Raw genomic sequence first — 20,568 nt, 5'->3', positions numbered from 1 at the left:
CCTCCTTTCCTCACACATAGATTAACAAAAGCTGAACCGGCCTATCCGACATTTCATGCACCATAATGACGGCCTTATGTAAAAGAGACAAGCCTCTATGGCCTGCCTCATTCCTGCTCAGGATTGTCTTACTTCCTCAATCGTGGAGATAGGGACATGGACCAGCATGTTATGATCATATCGCAGCTGCACGAATTGATCCTCAACCTTCTCGATTTTCCCGCTCCACCATTTTCCCTTATTCGTTAATACAGCCACATCCTGCTGGGCAATCTTTGCATGCAATAATAGTAATCGAATGGATGAAATATGCCTCATCTCCCCTTCTATCACCGGATCCATACCGTTAGTTATACAAAAATGGGGCTTATTTCTAATTTTAAAGGATCTAATCTCAAGATACAATTCTATAATTTAAACGGTCTTTGCTTTGAAAATTAAATGATATACTCGAATAATGTTACTTCTTTTATAATTACATTGCACTCTCGAACACCAAATGACACTATCGAAATAGAATCATAAGAACGAAAGGAGTTCTCCCATGAGCCAGAAACAAAAGCTGAATAACGACTGGTATTTCTCCAAACATCCGCTTGGTACGGAGCTAAACACCATTAAACAAGGCGGAATCGATTGGTCTCCTATTACACTCCCGCATGACTGGTTAATTTATGATTCGAATAATCTTTATGAGAACAGCGTTGGCTGGTACCGCAAAACGATTAACCTCGAACAGACCCTCTCTCGTAAGCGATATGCGCTGAGGTTTGAAGGCGTTTACATGAATGCAACGATTTACGTGAATGGACATGAAGCCGGCACTTGGAAGAACGGTTACTCTACCTTTGAGATCGATATGACACCTTATCTTGCGGCAGGCGATAACGAGATTCTTGTCCAGGTCATTCATGAATCGCCGAACTCACGCTGGTATTCAGGTGCAGGGATTTATCGATCCGTATGGCTCGTCGCTTCCCCTGATACCTATCTGGCATCCGACGGCATTTATATTTCCGCTAAAAAGAATGAAGGAGATATCTGGTCCGTTGATATTGATACGGAAATCGTATTCGCGAAACTCGCAAACTCTTCCTCTGAATATAAGCTTCGCCATACGATTAGGGATGCAGCTGCAACTATCATCGGGCAAGCGGAGGTTGTTATACCAACTGAATCGGATATGACCGTAACCGCGAACAAGTTGCTTGCCGTTCATCACCCAGAGCTCTGGGATATTGAACAGCCTAGCTGCTACACGCTCCAGACCGAGCTTATTGCTGATGGCGCGGTGATTGATGCCGAGCAGCAAACCTTTGGATTCCGCACCTATGAATTTGACACGGAAAAAGGCTTTTTCCTGAATGGCCGCCACTTGAAGCTTCAAGGAGTTTGCCAGCATCATGACCTCGGCTCCCTTGGTGCAGCCGTTAATAAAACCGCTCTTAGAAGACAAATTGCCCTCCTCCAGGAGATGGGCGTCAATGCGATTCGTACAGCTCACAATATGCCCGCAGTTGAACTGATGGAGCTGGCCAATGAGATGGGTGTGCTTATCGTCTCCGAAGCGTACGACATGTGGGAACGGTCGAAAACAACCTATGACTTTGCCAGATTTTATGCGGATTGGTGGGAAAAAGACATCGCAAGCTGGGTTCGCAGAGACCGTAATCATCCAAGCATGCTAATGTGGAGCATCGGCAACGAGATTTACGATACCCATGCGGATGAACGCGGACAAGTTCTGACGGCCCAGCTCCGGGATAAGGTTCAGTTCCATGATCCAAAAGAGAATGCGGTCGTCACGATCGGCTCAAACTATATGCCATGGGAGAATGCCCAGAAATGCGCCGACCTGGTCAAGTTCGCCGGCTATAACTATGGAGACAAATACTACAAGCAACATCATGAGGAGCATCCGGATTGGTTTATTTATGGCAGCGAGACCTGCTCGACGGTACAAAGCCGCGGCATCTATCATTTCCCACTCGCCCAATCCGTTCTGGCAGATGATGATGAGCAATGCTCATCGCTGGGCAACAGCTCAACCAGCTGGGGGGCTAGAAGCACGGAAGCATGCATTATTGCCGACCGCGATGCCGCCTTCTCGCTTGGACAATTTCTGTGGACCGGCTTTGACTACATTGGCGAGCCTACACCTTATCATACGAAGAACTCTTACTTCGGACAGATTGATACGGCGGGCTTTAAGAAGGATGCCTTCTACATTTATCAAGCGGAATGGACCGACTATAGGGTGAAGCCGATGGTTCATATTTTCCCTTATTGGGATTTCTCTGAAGGTCAGCTTATTGATATACGCGTCTGTTCGAATGCGCCAAAGATCGAGTTGTTCTTCAATGACGAGTCGATGGGATCTTATGAAATCGATCACGCCCATGGCGAGAAGCTGCTTGGAGAATGGCAAATTCCTTATAAGAAGGGTGTCCTGCGGGCTGTTGCTTATGATGAATCGGGCAACATGATTGCAACGGATATTCAAACCTCCTTCGGAGACGCGGCTTCCGTTCTTCTTACCCCGGATAAAACAACGATGTCGGCTGACGGGTCGGATCTGGTCTTCGTTGAGATCTCTGCTCTCGACCAAGATGGACGGCCGGTAGCGAATGCGAATAACCGCATCCATATCTGCGTGGAAGGTCCTGGCCGTCTCGTTGGACTCGATAATGGGGACAGCACCGATTATGATTCATACAAAGGCACGAACCGCCGGCTGTTCAGCGGTAAGCTGCTGGCTGTCATTGCCCCAACGCTGGAGAGCGGAACGATTACCGTACGTGCAGCATCAAAAGGATTAATGGCAAGTGAAGTAACCCTTGCCTCCGTTGCTCCTGAACCAGCCGCGCCAGGCGATGAATATACCCTTTATGCCTATACAGCAGAACAAGCAGCAGAAGCTGCCAATCTAGAGACGGATGAAATTCCTGTTCGCAAGCTGGAAATTATTTGTCCGCAAGGCAATGCCCTTTCGGCAGAGAACCGTTCCTTGCCCGTCCATGTTGTCATTCATCCAAGCCATGCGACTTACCGTGATGTCGAATGGCGGGTAACAAACGTTGCCGGTGTAGATGCGAATATTGCGAGCCTTAAGGCAGACGGCAACCAAGCTGAAGTTACCGCTTTAAGTGATGGCGATTTCTATCTCCGCTGCGCAACCCGTAACGGCTCGGACAAAATCCAGCTGTATGCCTTAATGGAGTTCCGGATTGACGGCATTGGACAGGCCTTTATTAACCCGTACGAATTTGTATCCGCAGGCTACCATAGCGAGTCAAGCCGCAACCTGACGAACGGCAACGAACGTGGAGTAGCGACAAGCAGAGACGGCGAGAGCTGGATTTGCTTTGACAATATCGACTTTGGCACCTATGGATCAGACGAGATAACGTTACCGATTTTTTCACTCGACAGCGAGCAATTCACGATAGAACTCTGGGAAGGCGTTCCAGGCGCGCCATCAGCTTCTCTGCTTACGCAGCTCTCCTATCACAAGCCTACAAGATGGAATGTGTACCAGGATGAGACCTATCGTCTGCCTAGGCGGCTCATGGGAATTACCTCCTTAACCTTTGTCCTGAAGAGGAAGATTCATCTAAAGGGCATCCAGTTCAAGAAAGCCGTCAAGGCATTCGAACGCCTGGAAGCGCTGGAGCATAATCAGATATACGGAGATACCTATTCGCTTGCAAGTGGTGCAATTGAAAACATCGGCAACAACGTTTCATTAGTGTTCCAGGAAATGGACTTTGGAGATACCGGTACCCGCAAGCTTGTCCTATGCGGTCAATCGCCAATCGACAACAATACGATTCATATCCTGTTCAGCGGTCCTGAAGGCGAGACCAAGCAGCTTATTGAATTTGCTTATTCGGAAGGCTATTGCGAACGGGAATACACATTGGAGCGTATTACAGGCTATCAGACTGTCACCTTCATCTTCCTGCCGGGCAGTCAATTCAACTTCAGATCATTCCAATTTATCTCGGAATAATACTGCAACATAACGATGGACCTCAGCGGATAGCTGCGGTCCTTTCTTTTCTCCTACGCCCACCGCAACCAACCCGGAAAAAACACGTACAACTGTATAAACCAGGAAGATGGGAAGAGTAACATTATGCTAACATGGTTCAAAAGCCTGCAGCCATCCACACGCCGATTCGCATACAAAGTGCTAGCCTTGCTAGTCCTTGTGACCGTCTTATCCTGGCCATACTTTACGAAGCATATATTCGAAGTGAACAATATGACCTATTCCTTCGATTGCAAACAAGGGAATATCATTACCTATCACAGCTCGAGCGGCCCGCCTATCCAAGTGCAGCAGAACGGTATGGACCGGATTGTAACGATCCAGGCAACCGATTACGTCATTACACGACAAGATAAGGGCGGAATCAAGGAATACAGGTTAACCTACCCCACCGGCAAAGTATATACCGTTCAGAATACTGCACGTGACTTTCTTCTTTACGATGACCAAGGTGAGCCTGTATACGCAACCATTACCGCTTACTCGAATGGAGAACGAATTCTGGGCGGCAATGAGGAGCTTTATCTTCCAGTTACGCTGGTACAGGCGGCTTACTCCAATTACCATTTCACAAGAGGTTATCCATTTATATTGCTGATTGCAGCTGGTGTATTTATCTACGGTTGGTGCACCTACCGATACGAGCGGTTTCAGAATTTTATGTTCCGTATGTCCCTTCGCCAATTATTTGTTGTAGATGCTGAGCCGAGCGATTTTTACTATTTTACTTGCAAGCTTGGCGGTATTGCGTCTATGATCATTTCTTTCTTTATCGCCCTTTTGGCCTATTTTGGAGACGATATGCTGATACGACCAGCGGCAGGTTTGAACACTTTCGGGTATTCGGGTAAACTAAACGTTACAATTGATACAGACAGCTAAGGGGGATTTATTCATTGCGAGTTAAAGAAAATCTGATTGGCGCCGCCATCGCTTTTGTACTGATCTGCGGTGCTGGAGCCATTGGCGCTAATATCGTTCTTAAAGCCATGGATAGCGGAGATAAGACCGAAACGACCGATACATCAGAGTCAACCGTAAAGGCGCAGCCGCTGCATGTGCCGAAGGTTGACTTCGCTGCGGATTCAACAGAAGGCAAAGCCATTGCCAAGATTAAGGAATATCATGCGGCCTTTGATCTTAAAGTAACAGGTGGAGGACTGGATAATTTCAAGCCTGAGAATGATAAAGCCTGGGATGAGTTTTTGGCGACAGAGGTCTTCGATGCGAAAAATTACGAGGCTTTTGGCAAAGCGCTGACAGGTGTCCAAGGCTTGCAAATTGATATGAATACCTTAACCGAGCTCGCTAATATCGCCCGGAAGAAGCATGATCCCGAAGCATTGCGCTTCATGCACCGTATTTTGCATGATCTTGACTTATATGCATTCCCTAATAAAGATACAGTCCAGCGTGATTACTGGGGGGTAACCAATACCGTCCCATCCGGAGACAATACGAACCGCGAAGAGCTGGATAAGTATCTAGCCGCAACTAAAACCAAATAATGAAAACCGGGAGCACAAATGTGTTACCCGGTTTTTGTTTGAATCAAGTTGTGGATTAACATGGGGATCTCAAGCAAATCATCACAGACCCTATCTGCATGCTCGCTTTGAGCTTCCTTCTGCTTCCATATCGTTCTCATTCCAAGCTCCTTGGCTGGAATAATATCATTCTTCATATTGTCCCCGACAAATACAGCATCGTCAGCGGATACGTTCAAATGAGACAAGGATAATTGAAAAATAGCATGGTCAGGCTTTCTTAAGCCTACCGCCTCCGAGATGACAATATCGTCAAAATAACCTTCTATACCTAGAGAACGGATTTTGTTCCGCTGATAAAACGCTCTTCCGTTCGTAATCATGCCAAGTTTAATCGAGGCGTTCTTCAGCTCACTAAGCATGGCAACAAGTCCCGGATAACCGATCGCATAGTCGGAAAAGCTCTGGTTCAGATCGTCCAGCATAGCGGCCAGCAGAGAGCTGTCAATGTTAAAAATCTCGATTAGCTCCCTATACACCTCGTCTTTTGGCCGAACGACATGATTCATTTCCGTAAACTTTTGAATAAAATCCCCTCTGTCTATATGGAAAGCTTCTAACGAAAACGCATCATATTGATGATCGGCAAACCGGATTAAGGATTGGTGTTTATCCAATAAAGTCAAATCAAGATCGAAGATCACAGCAGCTATACTATTCATCCAAACACTCCTTAATCATGGCTTTCATGAACAATTTTCAAAGGTGATAAAGAGAGAATATCACAGGCGGGCTAATTATAAAATACTGGAAATCAATTCATTCTCTCTTAGCTTGATGACCGTTAGAACAGGTTCATAAGCTGTGACACTGCCGGTCATACTCTCAACCATTAATGAGATAACCGAGTTGGCGGGTAATGACAACAAATGAGTTCTGCTTAATCCCGTCGTAAAGAAGTCCGAGTTCTTGCCATTCCCGAGTCTTCCTCTTGTTTTGTCAATAAACCCGCCATCTACAGCCAGAATAAAGCTCACGTTCGACACTGGTGGTATCATAACGTTAACAGAGTAGGATACGAGATATAAGCCGGCATCAGCAACCACAATGGAACCGCTTTGCAGAACTGTATTTTCCCATTCATAGAGCTCGGTCACGACAATCGGCTCGCCGCTCACAAGCTTAACCTCCGAGATCAATCCCGCATCTCCAAAGGTTGTAAAAGGACTCCCCGAGGGGCCGGGAACCCCTTGTGGGCCGGGAGGCCCGGTCAACCCGGTTGGGCCGGTTTGGCCAGTTGGTCCAGTTGGTCCTGTTGCCCCTGTCTTTCCCGTTAATCCGGTTGGTCCTGGAGGCCCCGGCGGACCTTGAACACCTTGCGGCCCTGGAGGACCTGTCATACCTGTCAATCCCGTATAACCCGTTAATCCATCACTCATATTCCGCTCACCCTTCTATCATTTGCTACTAAATTATATGAAGGGGAAAGAAAGCTTGTCTGTACATCAGAAAAAGAAAAACGCGCCTGCTGAGGCGCGTTTTTGGAGGTGCTTCTTTTTATAGCCTCGGATCGATTTCCTTCTCTTTTGCCACTTCGAACAGCAGACTTGCTGCGGTTGCTTTATATTTTTGATTATCCGGTGAAATCTCAACATTCGGAATTTCAAGCATTCGCTGGCCGATTCGGTATTCCTTAAGCGATGTGCGAAGTTTCTGACTGACATTCTTTTGTTTCATCAACTTGCTGTACTTATGAGGGAACCGGTAATCATACCCGTACACGATGGATAAGTATTCCGCATTACGGACTTTGATAAACGGAACAACTTTCCCCTCCCCCTCCATTCCTTGCGACTTAATAACGACCCCCTCCATCTTCTGATCAACCGTCAGCCTGGTGAAAAATTGCTCCGCTTGAAGGATAGCCTCATCATCTGTCAGATCAATTAACAGAAACTCATCGTCCGAGAGAAAGCGATACATGTCTGAGGTATTCCAGTTTGGAATCTCTTCTTGACCGGTTTTGTAGATTATTTTCAACAAAGCGAACGGCTTATAAGCAAGTTCTCCATCTTCCGCGTAAAGCTCTATTTGTTGCTTATAAGCTTCGAAAGCAGACTGATGTGCATCTAGCGGCATATATGAGTCGTGAATGATATGCAGATGCTTATAGTTCTGATAAGTAGTAGAGCCATATTTTTCGCTTAATGCTGCTTTTGGCATATGAAATTGATCCTTTTCAAACCCGCTAACATGAAAATCATCCGTTAATTGACGAAATGCTTTTTCAAATCCGTTCTGCTTCAGAAATGCAAGCTCGGTCTCTAACGCCTTCTCAATAGGTTTAAATTGCCGCTGAATAAGCCCTTCCCCCATTGCCCGCCATGGAAGCAGCTCCCCATCGAGCAGAAGCATTTCGATATTGTTACCCTTCATATAACCGCCAAATTTGCTGAGCAAATCGGTGTAGATTCCGATTAAGTCCACTTTCTTGATTTTGTATCCATTACGACTAATAGCAAAGCATTGTTCGATATCCTGATAAAGATAAATATTGCATCGAGAACCCATATATTTCGGCTGCAAAACAACTTCCTTCACTCCACGTTCTGCATAATAGTGTAAACCCTTCCTCAGTGACTCTAACTGACCTGCCTCGTCATCCTTATCTGCCGGTGCCATCGTTCCGGAAATATAGTTGATCTTGTTGCTTGTCGCGTAACGCAGACGGCGAAGCTCCTCTTCACCTAAGTCCTGCATAGCCACTTTTCGTTCCGAAACAAATAATGGTTTGAGCTCATCCGTTAGGAAGGCTTGACTCGTAGCCTGGGATTTAAAGAAAGGTTTATAGGAAAGGCTCACGGAGGTCAAAGCGTTTCCATGCACACATCCAGAATCGATATGGACTTTATTTTTGATCCGGAAGGCATTCTTGGCTGCTACATGCCCGAATATGTGGAACGGGTAATTGCTCACCGCTTCTTCCTCCAGGAAAGCAAGTTGCGGCTCCAAGTCTGTGTCGCGGTCAATCCTGAAATTCCGCTGATGCCTAATCGAATTGGTGTCCAGCTTAGCGATATATTTATTCCGGCATGGCGCATGGGTAATATAGAAGGAAGCAGCTGTTGTTCCTACCGAACGGTAGAATGGTTTCGAAACATCAACTAGCTGTTGAAATTGTTCCAGCAATTCAGGATCACTCGCCAGTACTTGTGTAGAGTTAAAATACGTATGCAACAGCTCCTGGTCAACATTCTGCAAATCCCCTTTGAGATACTTATAAACAAAGTTCTCGTGATTGCCCAGAACAAAGTAGAAATGCTTCTGATTCTCATACAAGAACTGTATCGTTTCCCTGGTCTGCTTCCCTTTATCAATCCAGTCTCCAACTAGAACAATTTTGGTATCTTTTACACGACCGGCAGGAAGGAGTGTATTTCCTTCAATCTGATAACCATGGCTGAGAAGAAGGGATTTGAAGGTATCCAGGCACTCATGGACATCCCCTACTACAATATATTTGTACTTGTTCGGCAGCGCAGTCGATACATATTCATCCAGGTTCTCAATCTTAACCCGGTATTCCGGATTTACTCGCTTCTTCGATGCCAAGTAAAAATCTTTGGCCCGTATCTTATGAACTGCGGAATAGCCTTCTTTGGATAAGGACCGCAGAACATCCGTTTTGAGGCGGTTAATATGTGCGGTAATCAGCTTCTTGGATCTTTCGGATGCGTAGTAATCGGAACGGTTTCTATAATCGAACAAAATCACTTCAACGTTATAATTGTTCTCATGAGCAATCTCCCTCACCCTTGCCCGGAAGTCATCGGCCAGTCCCGTTGTATCTAAGATTACAAATTCTGCATTTACCGGAAAGGAGGTCACCAGCTTCAGCTTGGTGAACAGCAATTGAAAGGTCTGATCGCTGGCTTCCAGCATGATCCGGTCGTATTTGTCATAATCGAAGCCGAGCATTTCCTGTCGGATGGCATCAGAAGACAAATATTGAATATTTGATTTGATTCCTCTCTCCGCATCCTGGAACTGAAGACCAGGGATCAGAATTTCATTAGCAAAAGTAGACTTGCCGCACTCGGTTGATCCAATCATCAAAAAGATGGTATGGATTTTTGTAACTATTTCCATGTTCAGGCCCCCTTTTTCTTCAAAATAACACCTTGCGTTGTATGGATACTGTTAACGCGATCACCAATTGCGACAAATTCGACTTCCCATTTCATTTCTTGAATAACATCCATGAACCATTGCTGAAACTGCTCTTGCCCCATTTCCCATTTGTGGTCTTCATGTCTCAAGTACTGAAGCTCATAGTAGGGATTAAAGTCGGCGTTAGGCGTCGTAATAATAAATTGATCAAACTCGATATTTGCACAAATTGTTTGAATGAGCTGCTTCGCTTCTTCTTCGCTCATATGCTCAATCACTTCGGTCATAACAATATCGACCAGTTCCCCGTTGTATTCCTCTAGGTAATGATCAAGGGACCGGTAGAGAGCTAAATTTTCAATTTGTTTAGCCCCTGCTTTTCGCTTCACAACCTCAAGTGCTTCTTCATTTACATCGATTGCATAATAGTTGCACTCGATTTTCTTCGCAAACGGAATAGCGTAGAAACCTTCACCACAGCCAACATCCAAAATGGATTTATCAAATTGCAGGGAGCTGCCGATATAATTCCTTCTCTGAAACGCCGTTCCGCCAAATTCAAAGTCAATGGCATAACGGTCCGTGTTCTCTAGAGCCGTTTTATATTTCCAAAAGCTCGTCTTGGATGACAAGAAGTTTCTTACAAACATGCTGCGAATATAAAACGGGGCATCGATGACTTGAATACTATGAATATATTTGTCAAGAATTTCGTCGTTAATATCGATATTCTCATTGCCTGATATAGCCAGGAACAAGCATAATACACAAACCACATGGAGCAGATGGTACATGTTTTTTTCAGTTGTAATCGTAAGCGAATAGCTCTTGTTCGATAACTGTTGGCGCTCAAAGCGGCAATCTCTCATATGTTTCTCGAAGACATCGAAATACCGTATCCATTCCACATGAATCATATTAATATGGAAAGAATGTGCATAGCCGTCCGTATCCTGTTCATGCCGTGTTTTATATGGTGCTGTAAAAAATTCATTAATCGCGTTGAGCGGGAACAGCGGTGTATTGTACCGGGAAACATTCAAATATTCGAATTGCTCCTGCTCATTTTCTTTGTAGGACACTTCATTATCAGCATCCTTGAAATAAACGTTGTAGGCGGTGTCATCGGTATACCAGCCATAGGCCATCCCTTTTCGGATGGATCGAATTTGCATGCTGGTCCCTGGATTTTTCTTTATCAAGTACGAGAATTTCGGATTCGTAGACTTTAATTGCACGATGGCCATAATGGTTCATCCCCTCTTCATCAACAACTTCTAAATGGATTTTCACATATCTACCAATGAACGAACATGGCAAAAGTATTACGACAACACTGAAGCCGGCAAAAAAAAACAGCACCATGGAGTAACGAGCCATCGTGCTGCCTTCAATTTTTCACGTTATGCGGTGCATACTCCAGACAATTCCTCCTGAGTTTGCGCCTCCTAAAATAAGTGAAATGGTAAGACCATTCGCATTATAAAATAACCCCACCACATCACCTGCGGTTAAAGTGACATCTCCAGAGAGAGTAACGGTTCCGTTGCCCAAAACTGCTCTTAGATTAAGGAGAGTAACGTTTATGTTGAGAAGCGGAAATAAACCGCTAATGAGTGTTGTTGCCGCAGGCGAAATCCGTTGAACGGCAAAGGCCGGATTGACGCCTGGCCCCAGTGTTAACGAAATAGCTGCGGTTGTCGAATAGTTAATGGTCGCCAGGATCTCATAACGGCCTGTAACGGGAACTGTATAATTCCCTGTCGTTGCATTAAAGCTGGCACTAGGAAAATAAGGAGATGCAGTTGACCAGTTCGTGAGCTGCTGACTAGCCGATAGATTGAGCGTACTTATAAAGCCCGAGAACCCTTCGGACAATAAATTCGGCCCAGTTGCTCCTGTTTCACCTGTTACACCAGTTACACCAGTTGCTCCTGTTGCTCCTGTTGCCCCTGTTGCCCCTGTCTCTCCCGTTACTCCCGTTACTCCCGTTGCTCCCATTACTCCTGTCGGCCCGGTCGTCCCTATCGCTCCTGTCTCTCCCGTTGCACCCGTTTCTCCTGTAGCTCCAGTCACTCCTGTTGCTCCTGTTACTCCTGTCGCTCCTGTTGCGCCAGTTACTCCTGTCGCCCCTGCCTCTCCCGTTGCACCTGTTACTCCTGTTGCTCCTGTCTCTCCTGTTGCTCCTGTCTCTCCTGTTACTCCTGTCGCTCCTGTCACTCCCGTTGCTCCTGTTACTCCGGTTACTCCTGTTGCTCCGGTTATCCCTGTCGCTCCTGTCACTCCCGTTGCTCCTGTTACTCCGGTTACTCCCGTTGCCCCGGACGTCCCTGTCGCCCCTGTCTCTCCCGTTGCACCTGTTACTCCTGTCGCTCCAGTCTCTCCGGTTACTCCCGTTGACCCGGTCGTCCCTGTCGCCCCGGTCGCTCCTGTCTCTCCCGTCGCTCCGGTTGCTCCTGTCTCTCCCGTCGCTCCGGTTGCTCCGGTTGCTCCGGTTGCTCCTGTCTCTCCTGTGGCACCTGTTACCCCTGTCGCACCTGTCACTCCCGTTGCTCCCGTTACTCCTGTGGCTCCAGTAACTCCCATAGCTCCGGTTGCTCCGGTTGCTCCTACTAATCCAGCTTCACCTGTTGCCCCAGTCGCCCCGGTCACCCCTGTTGCTCCTGTCTCGCCTGTGGCACCTGTTGCCCCTGTTGCTCCTGTCTCTCCCGTTGCCCCGGTCGCACCTGTCGCTCCCGTTGCTCCCGTTGCTCCGGTTGCTCCGATTACACCTGTCGCACCTGTCTCGCCTGTAGCTCCCGTTACTCCTGTCGGCCCGGTCGTCCCTGTCGCCCCGGTCACCCCTGTTGCTCCTATCTCTCCCGTAGCTCCCGTTACTCCTGTTGCCCCGGTCGCACCTGTTGCACCAGGCTCTCCCGTAGTTCCTGTTACTCCGGTTACTCCTGTTGACCCGGTCGTCCCTGTCGCCCCTGTCTCTCCCGTTGCACCTGTTACTCCTGTCGCTCCAGTCTCTCCTGTTACTCCGGTTACTCCCGTTCCCGTTGCTCCTGTTGCTCCGGTTGCTCCTACTAATCCAGCTTCACCTGTCGCTCCCATAGCCCCCGCTTCACCTGCAATACCTGTTGCCCCTGTCGGTCCAGTTGGCCCTGGATCTCCCGCTGCTCCCGTTGCTCCTGCTGCCCCAGCCAGCCCCTGCATACCCTGCGGTCCCGCCGGGCCGGGAGCTCCTGGCAGCCCGGGTGGTCCTGCCGGTCCTGTTGAACCCGTAGCACCCGGCTGACAATGACACCTCAATGCATTCGTAATGATGACCACTATAGATGAAATAATCGCAATTAACCGGCTCGTATATTTCGGATCCAGGCATCCCTGTTTCACAATGGACAACAAGACATTCAGCAAATGTTGCAAAGCAATGGCAACACTCAAAGGTACAAAAGGAATGACTTTAGCTGCTACGAGAGTCAGCTCCAATCGGGCAATCAACCGGACTTTATTGGCCTTTTTTATTCTGGAATTTTCCGTTATTTTCAGCACCCTGCCCACTATAACCTGGAAATACGCAACCACGTGCTCAGGTGCACCCTCTTGCAGGACAACCGGAATAATGCCTCTAAGTTCATGGAGTAGCAGCAGAACAGATCCTGTCTCCGCTCCAAATCCTTTTATTTTTTGTTTGCTGTTTCCCGAGGTTTCCGAACCGCCTCTATTCATTTTTCGGCGCTTCAACGTTCTCACCCCCCTTGTACAACTTGAAAGATTAATATAACAACGTACGGAAGACTCTTTACTACAACCTACATATTTACGTAGTAAAGCGAATGAACATAACTATCTGCTCTTATTTCCCTATTGCCACGCCAAAAACCAAAGCGATATAATTGGTTCCATATTCCATTTGTGTCGATTCTTTTTAAGGAGGCTATTTTAAATGATCCCTCAACGTGTCAGTCTAATAACGATTGGTGCTTATGATTTGCCTTCCCTTCGGTCTTTCTATCAGAAGTTTGGTTGGGAAGAAACAGCGAGCAGTTCAGATAACTACGCCGCTTTCCTCACGGCAGGCGTTATCTTGTCTTTATTTCCTATCGAGGAATTAGAGAAGGATGCGGGAGTAAGCTTTACCCAAGACAAACAATCCTACCGAGCCGTTTCTTATGCCATTAATGTGGACGAGCCCTCTCAGGTGGACACTACCATTGAACAAATTCGGGAGATTGGCGGGAAAATATTGCGGGAGCCAAGCGATGCTTTCTGGGGAGGCCGCACGGCGTATTTCGCAGATCCGGAGAACAACCTGTGGGAAGTGGCGTGGAATCCTACCGCCGTATTCGATGAACGGGGCGGGATGATTTCCTTCTAAATTATATTGGAAGAGGTTAATCGTAATGGAGACCGTCATACGAAGCATTCATGAATCGGAGTTAGACACGTTTCTTGAGGTCCTTAAAGAAGGAGCAAGATGGATTGCCGCGAACCGCATTCCCATGTGGAATGAATCCGACCTCACTGCACACCGTCTGCTCGATGGACTGACTATTAACCATTTCTATGCAGCCTATATAGACGGGGAGATCGCCGCGGTTATGATCCTGTTGGAAGAGGATAGCTTCTTTTGGCCGGAGGATCAGCAGAACGATGCCCTGTATCTTCACAAGCTTTGCATTAGACGGAAATATTCCAAAACCGGTTTATCTGGCAGCATGCTTGCATTTGCCACGAACGTCGCACAATCGCGGAATAAAAGTTATTTGAAGCTGGATTGCGCCTCTGATCGTCCGCCACTCAGACAGTTTTACGAGAAGCATGGCTTCCAGCTTGTCCGCGAAGCCAACACCGTGTATCCGACGGCCTTCTACCGGTTGAAAATAAAGAGCTATGCCGAGGCTTAAAGCCAAAGCATAGCTCTTCTTCTATTTATTCCGTTGCTGCTGGGCGCAACTCAATCGTTGTACTTGCCGTTTCAACACCGTTCACCATCAAGACGATACGATGTGCTCCCGGATAATGGCGCCGCGTAGACAAATCTGCGAAGCGGTGAACTCGGCTGCCAGACAGCGACGATCCGCCAGATACCGTCTTATCTGACAGCAGGAACAATTTGCGGGAAGTCTTGCCTCCGGATTTGACGAAATCTATGCCGTACTCAATCCTCAAATGCAGCGGTTCCCCCTCCTGAATCCGAATCGTATATTCCAGCCTGCAGCTATCCCCGATCTCCAAAGTCGAAGGCCGGGCTTGAAGGTCAGCTGAAGTGACAATTGGAGAGGAGTCCTCCGCCACGGCATAGCCGAAGATGGCCAGCGCCTCCGGATGAGCCTTGCGGACCAAATTCCGGCAAGCATGACGGATGATCCAGTCTGTAAAAGGATGATGTCCCTGCCAGCGGCGGGCTGTTTCCAATACTAGATCCGGATGATCCTTCGCAATATCGTTCAGGTTATTAGCGACACTCTTGCGGACATAGAGGGATGGATCTTCCTTCAGCAGCTCCAGCACGGGAAGGAGCGGCGAAGGATCCCTCTTAAAGACTGGCAAAGCCTGTCCCCATGGAAGACGCGGTCTGCAGCCCTCGCTTGCCAGTCTTCGTACGTGTTCATCCGAATGGCTTGCCCAGGTCAGCATCTGGCGCATCATTCGCTCCGGATCACGGATCAGGAACACACGAACGGCGAACTCAGCTGATGATTTTGGCGTAAATCTCTCCAGAGCTTGCATAGACAGCTCCCAATGTTCCTCTGCCCCGCCGTATACCTCCACAAAATCCGGGAAAAACAGATAAGGAAATCCGCTGCATTCCTCACAAATGGCATATAATACTCGTAATGCTTCCTCGTAATTATGCGGCAAGTGCTTGCCAAGCACCGTCGAGATTTGCCTGATCCGCCCTTTCAGCTGCAATTGATCCCAAGCTTCATTTAATACGTCAGATATAAAAGCCTCATTATGAAAAGCCGGATTTACAGCAAGTACCTTATTTGCGAATTGCCTCAGAAAGGCTTCATCATACATGTCTTTTAACGGCTCAGCCAATGGTGTACCCCTCTTCGATAATCTCTTAGTCGTAGTCATAGCACCATTATAGAACATTTGTTCTTGTTTTGCAAAAGGAGTGAAAAGCATGTTTCCTGAATTAGATACAAACCGATTACATTTAAGAGAAGTGACAAGCGATGACTTACAAGACATCTTTGCTTGTTTCTCGAATGAGCTAGTTACACGTTACTACGGTCAAGAGGCATTGGAACATAGTGATCAAGCACAGGTACTCATCGATTTTTTTGCCAAAAGCTATACCGAGAAGCGAGGCTTGCGTTGGGGAATTGAAAGGTTATGAAATCCACCCTGATCATTGGAGAATGGGTTATATGTCCGAAGCCGTGACGCGAGTTATTGAATACGGTTTTCATGAACTGCAGCTCAATCGCATTGGTGCTGTAGTATTTATCGAGAACGAGGCATCGAATCGGCTGCTGAGAAAGTTAGGTTTCCAACAAGAAGGTATTCTGCGGGATTATATGGTTCAGAACGGTTCAGCGCACGATACGTATGTATACTCCCTGCTAAGGAGCAAACAGCAGTCGTAAAAAAGAACCAGTAATCTGTCCTAACAGATTACTGGTTCCCTTATTTTGTTAGTTAAGTATTAGAATTCGCCCATTCCGAGATTAAACTGCCATTGAATACCGAACTTGTCCGTAACCTGGCCGTACAATTTGCTCCAGAAAGTCTCTTGCAGTTCCATTACAATGGTCCCGCCTACTTTCAGTTGGTCAAAAGCGGAACGGATCTTGTCTTCATCCTCCACAACATAAGCCAGTGTAATGTTGTTGCCAACAATAAACGGCATACCAGGGAATACATCGGAGAACATCACGTTGCTGCCGCCAATGTTCAGGCGGGTATGCATAATCAGGTTTTTCGCTTCTTCAGGCAATGGATAGTCCGGGTGCGGAGGTACCTCACCAAATGTCATCAGCTTTGGCTTGTCCAAACCAAATACTTCTGCATAAAACTCCGCCGCTTCACGGCAATTTCCATCAAAATTCAAATAAGCATCAACTGACATCAAGATCTCTCCTTGTACGATATAATGAAATCGTTGGATAACTATCCTTCCATACTGTACCATTTTCGGCCTTAATAATCAAAAACTTCTAATTTGTCTTGAACTTCGACAGCGCTTCCTGCAGTTGCTGTGCCATATGGCTCAGATCCTCGGCTGAAGCCGAAATATCCTTCATGGAATCAAGCTGCTTCTGCGCACCTTGAGAGATGCTCTGGGAATGGTTATACGTGGTTTGTGTCATCGTTACAATCTCGGTCATGGAAGCCGTAACCTCTTCCGTTCCTGCTGACATTTGCTCCGAAGCTGCCGATACCTCTTGAATTTGACTGGAGATTTCCTGGAAGGCGGAGGTGATCCGGCCGAATACTTCGCCGGCTTCATTAATCAGCTCGGAGCCAATCTCGACATCGCCAACCCCTTGATTCATCGCATCAACTGCGCGCAGCGTTGTCCCCTGCACTTCCTTGATCAGCGCGGTAATCTCGGCTGCTGAATTTGCCGATTGCTCGGAAAGCTTCTTCACTTCATTGGCTACAACGGCAAAGCCTCGGCCATGCTCTCCTGCCCGTGCTGCTTCAATAGAAGCATTCAGAGACAGCAGCTGCGTCTGGTTCGTCAATTCCTGAATAACAGATACAATATTGCCGATTTGGTTTGATTTGAGCTCCAGCTCCCGAACTTCTTCAGCGGACTTGCCTACAGAATGATGAATAAGCTTCATTTGCTCGACAGCATGAGTAACGGCAACCTGGCCAAGCTGAACTTCATCCAGCGACGTCTGCGAAGCTTCGGCAACAACCGAAGAGGATTCCGCAATACGCTGCACACCGGATGCCATCTCTTCCATTGCCGTCGATGTCTGCTCGGCGGAGATCATTTGATTCTCCCCGGCTGTTGCAACACTGTCAATTGCCCCTCCAATGCGGCCGGAAATATCGACGGAGTCAACCGATGCGGCGGTCAGCTCCTCCGAGGAGGCAGCAAGCTGTTCGGCGGCAGAGCTTACTTTGCCAATCGTATTTGAGAACGAATCCAGCATATCGTTCATATGGTCTGCAAGCTCGCCAAGCTCGTTTTTCGCTTTTACTTCGAGTCGTGGTCTTAAATCGCCGCTTGCAAGTACTTTAATGACATTCGAAATATAAACGATCGGCTTCGCCATCCGGATTGCGGACAGATAGGCAGCGATAAGCGCCAGGAGCGTAACCATCAATGCAACTCCGATTGTTTTCCACAACAGATCCGTTACCGGCTGCATGGCTTCTTTCTCCGGAATGGAGAGCTGAATCACATAACCGTTTTTGGTCGCCTCGGCATAGCCGATTTTTTTCACACCGTCAAAGGTAAAGGAATAGTTCGTATTCTGCCCCTGTCTGGCCAGCTCAAAAGCTTTTATGGTTTCAGGCATATTCAGATCATAAACCGTTGTCTTCATAACAAGATCTGCCTTCGGATGACTGACGACAACGCCGCTGCTGTCCATCAGAATGGCATAACCTGTTTCGCCAACCTTCGCATCTCGGACGATAGCGGCAGCAGAATTAATCTCATAGCCGAATATGTAGAAACCATAAGCCTTCCCGTTCTGCATAAGAGGTGCCGCGATAACGATGGATACCTTGGAAGGGTCCACTTTATTCACAAGCGGATCACTTACGGTTAATTTACCTTCCGACAACGATTTGAAATAAGGCCGTTCAGAAACATCTATTTTATTTCCGGTTCCTGCTACCTGAAAGTTCTTGCCTGTCATGTCGAGGGAATAGCCAGGTGACATTAATTCAGGGTTTTCTTTTATAAAATGTTCAATCAATTCTTCATGCTTTAGGGCATCCTGGCCATAATATTGTCCAATGCCTGCCAGAGCATTGATTTTGGACACTTTCGTCTGCAGTTCTTCATCCATGCGTGCGGTAATGACGTCTGCCTGGAGGGCAAGCTCCTCTTTAATCTGATTTTTAAACAAGGAAGAATTAGAAAGAAATAATGCGGCAGACATAGACGCTACAATCGCAATGGCAATAATAAACGTTGTTAGTAACACTCGGTGAGCAATCTTGCGCGTCTGAAAAACGTTGGGTAATTGGAATTTCTTCTTCATCTCTAATATGCACCCTCTCTAGGTTGTCGGCATGACAAAAAGACCTCGCATGAGGTCAATCTTGGTAAAAATTTACGTGATGCCAGCAGGACATATCCTACACTATAAATTTGAGTTTTCCATTTCTTTTTAGTTAGAAAATTGTTAGTTTTTCCGCGGAATTGGGAGCTTAACCCAAGTTTCTTTTCCACTTGGGATAGTGTAAGATGTAGGAAGCGATTCAGATGATACAAATAAATGGCAGGAGTTGTGTAGTTTTGGCAAAAAACGAAATCATTCTAACCCCCGAAGGTCTAAAGAAACTAGAGGAAGAGCTCGAGGAGCTAAAGACCGTCAAACGTTCCGAGCTTGCTCACCGTCTTAAAGTAGCGATCAGCTACGGCGATCTGAAGGAGAACAGTGAATATCATTCAGCCAAAGACGACCAGGCGTTCATGGAAACCAGAATTACGCAGCTGGAGAAGATGCTTAAGACCGCACGCGTATCGAAAGCAGCAGATACGTCGAAAGTAAGCGTGGGATCCATCGTTATTCTAAACGATATTGAAGTAGCGGAGAAAATCGAATACCGAATTGTTGGCCCTGCAGAAGCTGACGTATTCGATAACAAGATTTCTTATGAAAGCCCGATGGGCAAAGCCTTAATGGGCAAGAAGGTTGGAGACGTCATCAGCGTCGATGCGCCGGTTGGTATCATAAAATATGAGCTGCTCGAGATCAAAGTAAGCGGATAAAGAATAGGATGCAGCATACGATGCTGCATCCTTTTTTTATTTAAACAACTCGATGAAGTTCTGGGCGCTCTTCGATAAGTAGCGGTCCTTCAGCCATATGATTCCGACATCTGATTGAAAATCCGCATCCGAGATGGCCAGCATTTTTATCGAAGGAAGCGGAAAGGAAGCCATAACCGATTTCGGAAATACGGTTGCCCCGATGCCTGCTGCTACAAGAGCTACAATAATGGCTACGCTAGAGCATTCGCAGATGACTTTTGGTTCAAAGCCATGCGCCCTTGATTCGATCATAACACGGTGATGCATGCCGATCGTTTTGTCCGTCTTGAGGGTCAGGAACGGCATATCTGCAAGCTCGCTCATCAGCATCGTATTTTTATCCGGGTTACTTACCCATCCTGAGGGCAGGACCGCAACGAACGGGTCCGATGGAAGAGGCAGGACGGAATATGGCTGCGTATGTAATGTCGATTCGAAGGGAAGCCTGGCCACGATCAGCTCAATATCCCGCTTCTCCAGCAGATTGCCAAGGATAAAGTGGTCCCCTTCCCAGATCTTGAATGTGACGTTCGGGTACAGCCTGCGGAACTGCTCAATCGGACGGGGAAGCAAGGAGATACAGGATACCACTGAGCCTAGAGCAAGCGTGCCGTGAAGGCCTGCGTCGAGTTCCTTCACTTCATGTATCGTCTCATTAAACTCTTGCAGCAGCTTCTCCGCCTTGTCCCGCAGCAGCTCGCCGGCCGTCGTCAGAGTAAGCCCCTTCCCGCTCCTGTCAAACAAAGTGACGCCAAGCTCGTCCTCCATCAGCTTGAGCTGACGGCTAAGCGGAGGCTGCTCCATATTAAGCGCTTTTGCTGCCCGGGTAATTTGTCCTTCCTTGGCTATCGCCAAAAAGTACCTTAACTGTCGAATATCCATTGCCAGCCCCCAATATACCTTTTCGGTAT

At 47.3% G+C, this 20,568-nt stretch carries 16 protein-coding genes and 1 pseudogene; 7 read left to right on the top strand and 10 right to left on the bottom strand.

Annotated elements, in window-relative coordinates:
* Positions 1 to 117: 117 nt before the first annotated feature.
* Entirely contained in the window at positions 118 to 318 is a 201-nt protein-coding gene (locus BM200_RS29785; protein ID WP_139230832.1) for a hypothetical protein, read from the bottom strand.
* Positions 319 to 544: 226 nt separating this feature from the next.
* On the opposite strand from BM200_RS29785, the gene BM200_RS23670 reads away from it, so the two are divergent.
* From BM200_RS23670 to BM200_RS23660, 3 genes are all read left to right on the top strand, one after another.
* A complete protein-coding gene (locus BM200_RS23670; protein WP_091189117.1) occupies positions 545 to 4,012 on the top strand; it encodes a glycoside hydrolase family 2 TIM barrel-domain containing protein in 3,468 nt (1,155 codons plus the stop codon).
* Positions 4,013 to 4,138: 126 nt separating this feature from the next.
* Positions 4,139 to 4,936 (top strand): DUF6199 family natural product biosynthesis protein, encoded by a 798-nt coding sequence (locus BM200_RS23665; RefSeq protein WP_091189116.1) that lies wholly within the window; start codon positions 4,139 to 4,141, stop codon positions 4,934 to 4,936.
* Positions 4,937 to 4,950: 14 nt separating this feature from the next.
* Positions 4,951 to 5,562, top strand: coding sequence for a hypothetical protein (locus BM200_RS23660; RefSeq protein ID WP_091189115.1), 612 nt, complete (start codon positions 4,951 to 4,953; stop codon positions 5,560 to 5,562).
* Between the two features lie 23 nt (positions 5,563 to 5,585).
* On the opposite strand, the gene BM200_RS23655 is transcribed toward BM200_RS23660, so the two are convergent.
* The 5 genes from BM200_RS23655 to BM200_RS23635 form a co-directional block, all read right to left on the bottom strand.
* Complete coding sequence (locus tag BM200_RS23655; RefSeq protein WP_091189114.1) at positions 5,586 to 6,263, bottom strand: HAD family hydrolase; 678 nt, start codon at positions 6,261 to 6,263, stop codon at positions 5,586 to 5,588.
* Positions 6,264 to 6,338: 75 nt separating this feature from the next.
* Positions 6,339 to 6,980: a hypothetical protein gene (locus tag BM200_RS23650; RefSeq protein ID WP_091189113.1), complete on the bottom strand. Its 642-nt coding sequence runs from the start codon at positions 6,978 to 6,980 to the stop codon at positions 6,339 to 6,341.
* A 118-nt stretch (positions 6,981 to 7,098) separates the two neighbouring features.
* The gene (locus tag BM200_RS23645) at positions 7,099 to 9,690 is read right to left on the bottom strand and encodes a metallophosphoesterase (protein WP_091189112.1); all 2,592 of its coding nucleotides are present in this window, start codon (positions 9,688 to 9,690) and stop codon (positions 7,099 to 7,101) included.
* Between the two features lie 2 nt (positions 9,691 to 9,692).
* Positions 9,693 to 10,958 (bottom strand): class I SAM-dependent methyltransferase, encoded by a 1,266-nt coding sequence (locus BM200_RS23640; RefSeq protein WP_091189111.1) that lies wholly within the window; start codon positions 10,956 to 10,958, stop codon positions 9,693 to 9,695.
* A gap of 151 nt (positions 10,959 to 11,109) precedes the next feature.
* The gene (locus BM200_RS23635; RefSeq protein ID WP_425434601.1) at positions 11,110 to 13,440 is read right to left on the bottom strand and encodes a collagen-like protein; all 2,331 of its coding nucleotides are present in this window, start codon (positions 13,438 to 13,440) and stop codon (positions 11,110 to 11,112) included.
* A gap of 202 nt (positions 13,441 to 13,642) precedes the next feature.
* Between BM200_RS23635 and BM200_RS23630 the strand changes: the two genes are divergently transcribed.
* Both BM200_RS23630 and BM200_RS23625 read left to right on the top strand, forming a co-directional pair.
* A complete protein-coding gene (locus BM200_RS23630; RefSeq protein WP_091189110.1) occupies positions 13,643 to 14,074 on the top strand; it encodes a VOC family protein in 432 nt (143 codons plus the stop codon).
* 25 nt (positions 14,075 to 14,099) lie between these two features.
* Complete coding sequence (locus BM200_RS23625; RefSeq protein WP_091189109.1) at positions 14,100 to 14,603, top strand: GNAT family N-acetyltransferase; 504 nt, start codon at positions 14,100 to 14,102, stop codon at positions 14,601 to 14,603.
* A 25-nt stretch (positions 14,604 to 14,628) separates the two neighbouring features.
* On the opposite strand, the gene BM200_RS23620 is transcribed toward BM200_RS23625, so the two are convergent.
* Positions 14,629 to 15,744 carry a DNA alkylation repair protein gene (locus BM200_RS23620; protein ID WP_091189108.1) on the bottom strand — a complete coding sequence of 372 codons (1,116 nt, stop codon included), beginning with the start codon at positions 15,742 to 15,744 and terminating at the stop codon, positions 14,629 to 14,631.
* A gap of 88 nt (positions 15,745 to 15,832) precedes the next feature.
* On the opposite strand from BM200_RS23620, the pseudogene BM200_RS23615 reads away from it, so the two are divergent.
* Positions 15,833 to 16,298 (top strand): annotated as a pseudogene (locus tag BM200_RS23615) (GNAT family N-acetyltransferase).
* Positions 16,299 to 16,357: 59 nt separating this feature from the next.
* Here BM200_RS23615 and BM200_RS23610 read toward each other — a convergent pair.
* On the bottom strand, positions 16,358 to 16,780 hold the full coding sequence (locus tag BM200_RS23610) for a VOC family protein (protein ID WP_091189107.1): 423 nt from the start codon (positions 16,778 to 16,780) through the stop codon (positions 16,358 to 16,360).
* An 88-nt stretch (positions 16,781 to 16,868) separates the two neighbouring features.
* The gene (locus BM200_RS23605) at positions 16,869 to 18,881 is read right to left on the bottom strand and encodes a methyl-accepting chemotaxis protein (RefSeq protein ID WP_091189106.1); all 2,013 of its coding nucleotides are present in this window, start codon (positions 18,879 to 18,881) and stop codon (positions 16,869 to 16,871) included.
* Between the two features lie 257 nt (positions 18,882 to 19,138).
* On the opposite strand from BM200_RS23605, the gene greA reads away from it, so the two are divergent.
* Complete coding sequence (gene greA, locus BM200_RS23600) at positions 19,139 to 19,615, top strand: transcription elongation factor GreA (RefSeq protein WP_091189105.1); 477 nt, start codon at positions 19,139 to 19,141, stop codon at positions 19,613 to 19,615.
* A gap of 36 nt (positions 19,616 to 19,651) precedes the next feature.
* Here the strand turns inward: greA and BM200_RS23595 are convergent, their stop codons facing one another.
* The gene (locus BM200_RS23595) at positions 19,652 to 20,539 is read right to left on the bottom strand and encodes a LysR family transcriptional regulator (protein ID WP_091189104.1); all 888 of its coding nucleotides are present in this window, start codon (positions 20,537 to 20,539) and stop codon (positions 19,652 to 19,654) included.
* Between the last annotated feature and the right edge of the window lie 29 nt (positions 20,540 to 20,568).

Source organism: Paenibacillus catalpae (genome assembly GCF_900112695.1).
In the GTDB taxonomy this organism is placed as follows: Bacteria; Bacillota; Bacilli; order Paenibacillales; family Paenibacillaceae; genus Pristimantibacillus; species Pristimantibacillus catalpae.
The sequence above is the reverse complement of the archived record's forward strand: the minus strand, read 5'-3'. Positions and strand labels throughout refer to the sequence as shown.